This window comes from Amaricoccus sp., assembly GCF_036846665.1.
GTDB lineage: Bacteria > Pseudomonadota > Alphaproteobacteria > Rhodobacterales > Rhodobacteraceae > Amaricoccus.
Map to the genome: position 1 here is coordinate 1 of NZ_DAIUBO010000291.1, position 4,192 is coordinate 4,192.

Genomic DNA, 4,192 nt, shown 5'->3' on the forward strand with positions numbered 1-4,192 from the left:
ACTGGAACATCCTTCGTGATGGTCGCGCACCGGGCGATGAGGAGAGCATGGCGGTCATGCCCGCCTTGCTGGCAATTTGGGACATTGGGGTCGACAGGATCACCGGCGCATGGCTTCAAGCTCGTGGCGTCGATCCTGGCCTCCTGATCGACCTGGGCTTTCTCGTGCCCGCGGGCTGGGAAGGAGACGACCTGATCGACGATGAAGACGAGGTCGGTCCGGTCACGGCCGAAGTGGACGTCCGGGTCAAAAAGGGAGATGTCGAGGAAGGGGACCACAAGGTGGCCAACCTCCAGGTCACCGAGGGACAGTCGACGTCCGCGGGCAACCCGGATCGCTACAGGGTCTATCGAGTGCGCGATGGCTGGGTCGCGCTACACCTGAAGACTCGTCTCGAGAAAGCGCTCGATGCGCCAGCGATCGAGAAGCTGACCGATCATCTCCTCTACCTTGGAACGCTCGATGTCGATGGCGGGGATGTTCCGATCTACCTCGCGCGCGCTCTCGACCGGGAGAAGGTCCGGGCGTCAGTCGATACGGAGCTTCGGGCGCGCCACAACCTTGGGATAGGGCTTGTCCTGCAGGCCGGCAGCGCTCCCGGACCGTGTTTGGCGGCCAACGTTCTGACGCCGCTGGTCGATCAGATCGACACCCAGCAAGCCGAAATCTCGTTGGTCGCAGACAAGCTCAGGTCAGTGTTCCGACGCCATCGGATACTCGCCCGCGGTGGTCAGGCTGTCGAACTCACGCCTAGCGGGGAGAACATGGCGACCCTGTTCGTTCCAGGGAAAGGCAGCATCGACATAAGGGGCGAGAACCGCATCGCGGTCATCAAGCGGCTGGTCGATGCACACAACAATGGCCCAATGCCTATGGCAACCAAAGATCTTGTCAAGGACATCGCCGAAGACCAGTCCCTGGCGAACATCTTCAAGCAGCCGCTATGGGACAAGCTGAAGGCCAACTTCCTAAGAAATCTCGGTCCGAAAGGGCCATGGGAGATCGCCGTCTGACGGCTGGCTCCGATCCGGCTCCGATTGGGGGGTCTGACTAGCTCCGATTCCTCAAGCCAATGGGAGTGCTCCATCGTTTAGAGGAGCACTTCCATGCCGACTCCCTTCCCCTCGCGCCAGGCAGCCCTGACGAGCTGGTCCGGCGCCGCGACGATCAAGCCCACCACCCACAACTCGGAATGGCGCTGCACGCGCTGTGACAAGCTGCTCGGCGTCTGCCGGGACGGCCGCATGCATCTGCGCTTCGCGCGGGGGCACGAGTATTTCGTGGGCTTTCCGGTTCAGGCCACCTGCCGGGGCTGCGGCACGCTGAACAACGCGACCGCACCCGCGCGCTGACGCGCGCATTCACCCAACCCCCTGAAATCGCAGAGACGCGCGACGTCCTGACCTGGCCACGAGAAGGCGCCGGACGCCTGGCCGCAAGGCAGGCGTCCGATGTCCTTCGCGTGGCACGAGATCCGTGATCACCTCATGCAATCTTCCTCCAACCTTCATTTCCAGCGCAGTTTCGACGCCGTCAGGCGTGCGCAGGCCGACCTCGCGCCGTTCCGCGATCCGGCGGCCCTGCTGGACGGTCTGCATCGCACCCCCGGCGATCCCGCCCGGAAAAACCTGATCCTCTCCGCGCTGGTCGGGGCGGCGCAGGGCGACGGGCCCACGTCCGACTGCGCCCTGACGCTGCTGTTGCTGGCACTCTGGCCCGGCCTCGACGCCATCCGCCGCCGGTCGATCTGGCGCAGGATCGGCACCGCCGACGAGATCGCGTCCGATGTCCTGGCGCGCACCACCGAGGCAGTCCGCAGCCTCGACCTCGGGCGCGTCAACTGGATCGCGGCCACGGTCCTGCGCAATGTCGAGCGCGACATGATCCGCGTGCGCCAGCGAGACCAGGCGCGCGAACATCTCGCCAGCGGCGCCGATCCCGACGAGGTGGCGGACAGCGGCGACAGCGGGATCGGCGCAACCGGGTACGCACGGCTGAACGACGCCGTTCGGAAGCTGCTCGGCGATGACGCCCTGCTGGTGATCCGCGTGGCGGTCGAGGGTTTCTCGCAGGCGGAAGTCGCCGTCGAACTGGGCCTGACCGAGGCCGCCGCCCGCAAGCGGTACCAGCGCGCGATGCGCCGGCTGCACGACGCCCTCGAGGAAATCCCCTGAACCGATGTCCCGATCCGGTCCCGCGGGTGGCTTTTCCCATTCGAGCGCCCCGAGCGCCTTCCCTCCAACCGAAAGCAGACACGCATGAACCGCACTGCCGATCTGTCGCTCGAGGATTTCAGGCGTCTTCCGGGGCTCTATCGCCGCTGGGAGCTGACCGAGGTCTGCGAGCCCAACCGCAACTATCAGATCGAGGACGCCGGCGCCCATGCCGACGGGACGCCGCTGCTGGCGATCTACGTCGCCGAGCCCGAGCCCGCGCCCGACGTCCGCGAGGCCGCGTGATGCGCCTCCTCGATCACATCATCCCCCGGAGAACCGCCATGCCGGACCAGCCGGACGACATCACCCGTCTTCGCGCCGCGAGCTACGCCCTCGACGACCTCCCCGAAGCCATCTCCCTCCCGCAGCGCCCTGGCGACGAGCCGCGCGAGCCGCTGCCGGTCGTCGAGGCGACCGTCGACGAGATCGCCTTCGCGATCGTGGAGGCGGAGCGCGAGAGCACGGCCGCCTACCGCCGCGCCGATGCGCTGAAGCGGCTCTACAAGCTCGCTCGCGAGGCGGGGTGCATCGGCGCAGATCGCGCCGCCGCGGCGGTGATGAAAAAGGAGGGCCAGTGATGGCCCTTCCCATCATCGGTGCCGACGAACGGCTCGCGCAACGCAAGGGCATCAAGGGCGTCATCTTCGGCCGGTCCGGCATCGGCAAGACCAGCCTGCTTTGGACGCTGAACGCCTCGACCACGCTCTTCCTTGACCTCGAGGCCGGGGATCTGGCGGTCGAGGGGCTGGAGATCGACACGCTCCGGCCGCGCACCTGGAAGGAATGCCGCGACTTCGCGGTGTTCATCGGCGGGCCGAACCCGGCGCTGCGCGAGGACCAGCCCTACAGCCAGGCGCATTTCGACGAGGTCTGCGGGCGCTACGGCGACCCGGCCGTGATCGGCAAATACGAGACCGTCTTCATCGACTCGATCACCGTGGCCGGGCGGCTCTGTTTCCAGTGGTGCCGCGGCCAGCCCGAGGCGTTCTCCGAGAAGACCGGCAAGCCCGACATCCGCGGCGCCTACGGGCTGCACGGCCGCGAGATGATCGGGTGGTTGACCCACCTCCAGCACACGCGCGGCAAGCATGTCTGGTTCGTGGGCATCCTCGACGAGCGGCTCGACGACTTCAACCGCAAGGTCTTCCAGCCGCAGATCGACGGCAGCAAGACCGGGCTGGAGCTGCCCGGGATCGTCGACCAGGTCATCACCATGGCCGACATCGCCGATGCCAACGGCCAGCCGCAGCGCGCGTTCGTCTGCCAGACGCTGAACCCCTGGGGCTATCCGGCCAAGGACCGCTCGGGCCGCCTCGACAGGGTCGAGGCCCCGCATCTCGGCAGGCTGATGGAGAAGATCCAGCGCCCCGCGGCGCCTGCCTCCGAACGCCTGACCTGGCCGCCAGTAACCCCGGCCGATCCCGCGCAGGAGCCCGGGCATGGCTGAGCGCCACTCGCCATGCCCGGTGTCCCGATCCGGTCGCCGGGGTGGCTTTTCCCATCTGACGCCGCTGCGCGTCCCATCCTCCAACTGAAAGGAGCCGCGCAATGACCGGACCCTGGAACGACTTCAACTCCGCCCAATCCAACACCAACGTCATCCCCAAGGGCACGCTCGCCAAGGTGCGCCTGACGCTCCGCCCCGGCGGCTTCGACGACCCCTCGCAGGGCTGGACCGGCGGCTGGGCGCGCCGCGCCGCCACCGGCGCCGTCTATCTCGACGCCGAATACACCGTGGTCGAGGGGCCCTATGCCCGGCGCAAGGTCTGGTCCCTGATCGGCCTCTACAGCCCCAAGGGCCCGGACTGGGCCAACATGGGGCGTGGCCTGATCCGCGGCATCCTCAACTCGGCGCGCGGCGTGTCGGACAAGGACAACTCGCCCGAGGCGCAGGCCCGCCGCCGCATCAACGGGTTCGGCGATCTCGATGGGGTCGAATTCGTCGCCCGCATCGACATCGGCACCGACACCAACGG

Annotated in this window: 7 protein-coding genes; all 7 read left to right on the plus strand. The window is 67.4% G+C overall.

The features are described 5' to 3' along the window. Window positions 1–1,013: hypothetical protein (locus tag V7050_RS18890; protein WP_324411024.1), on the plus strand; the 1,013-nt coding region annotated here is incomplete at its 5' end. A gap of 93 nt (window positions 1,014–1,106) precedes the next feature. After that, on the plus strand, window positions 1,107–1,352 hold the full coding sequence (locus tag V7050_RS18895; RefSeq protein WP_137457460.1) for a hypothetical protein: 246 nt from the start codon (window positions 1,107–1,109) through the stop codon (window positions 1,350–1,352). A gap of 99 nt (window positions 1,353–1,451) precedes the next feature. Next, a complete protein-coding gene (locus V7050_RS18900) occupies window positions 1,452–2,174 on the plus strand; it encodes an RNA polymerase sigma factor (protein WP_324411026.1) in 723 nt (240 codons plus the stop codon). A gap of 84 nt (window positions 2,175–2,258) precedes the next feature. Next, window positions 2,259–2,459: a hypothetical protein gene (locus tag V7050_RS18905; protein ID WP_324375474.1), complete on the plus strand. Its 201-nt coding sequence runs from the start codon at window positions 2,259–2,261 to the stop codon at window positions 2,457–2,459. Window positions 2,460–2,497: 38 nt separating this feature from the next. After that, window positions 2,498–2,794, plus strand: a complete 297-nt coding sequence (locus V7050_RS18910; RefSeq protein ID WP_324375476.1) for a hypothetical protein — start codon at window positions 2,498–2,500, stop codon at window positions 2,792–2,794. Beyond that, a complete protein-coding gene (locus tag V7050_RS18915; protein ID WP_324398239.1) occupies window positions 2,794–3,663 on the plus strand; it encodes an ATP-binding protein in 870 nt (289 codons plus the stop codon). The genes V7050_RS18910 and V7050_RS18915 overlap by 1 nt, the downstream gene beginning before the upstream one ends. A gap of 101 nt (window positions 3,664–3,764) precedes the next feature. Then, on the plus strand, window positions 3,765–4,192 hold a 428-nt coding region (locus V7050_RS18920; RefSeq protein WP_324411028.1), incomplete at its 3' end, for a hypothetical protein.

Coding starts and splice junctions, on each gene's coding strand:
- V7050_RS18895 (WP_137457460.1), top strand. CDS start 1,107: ATGCCGACTCCCTTCCCCTCGCGCCAGGCAGCCCTGACGAGCTGGTCC.
- V7050_RS18900 (WP_324411026.1), top strand. CDS start 1,452: ATGTCCTTCGCGTGGCACGAGATCCGTGATCACCTCATGCAATCTTCC.
- V7050_RS18915 (WP_324398239.1), top strand. CDS start 2,794: ATGGCCCTTCCCATCATCGGTGCCGACGAACGGCTCGCGCAACGCAAG.
- V7050_RS18910 (WP_324375476.1), top strand. CDS start 2,498: ATGCCGGACCAGCCGGACGACATCACCCGTCTTCGCGCCGCGAGCTAC.
- V7050_RS18905 (WP_324375474.1), top strand. CDS start 2,259: ATGAACCGCACTGCCGATCTGTCGCTCGAGGATTTCAGGCGTCTTCCG.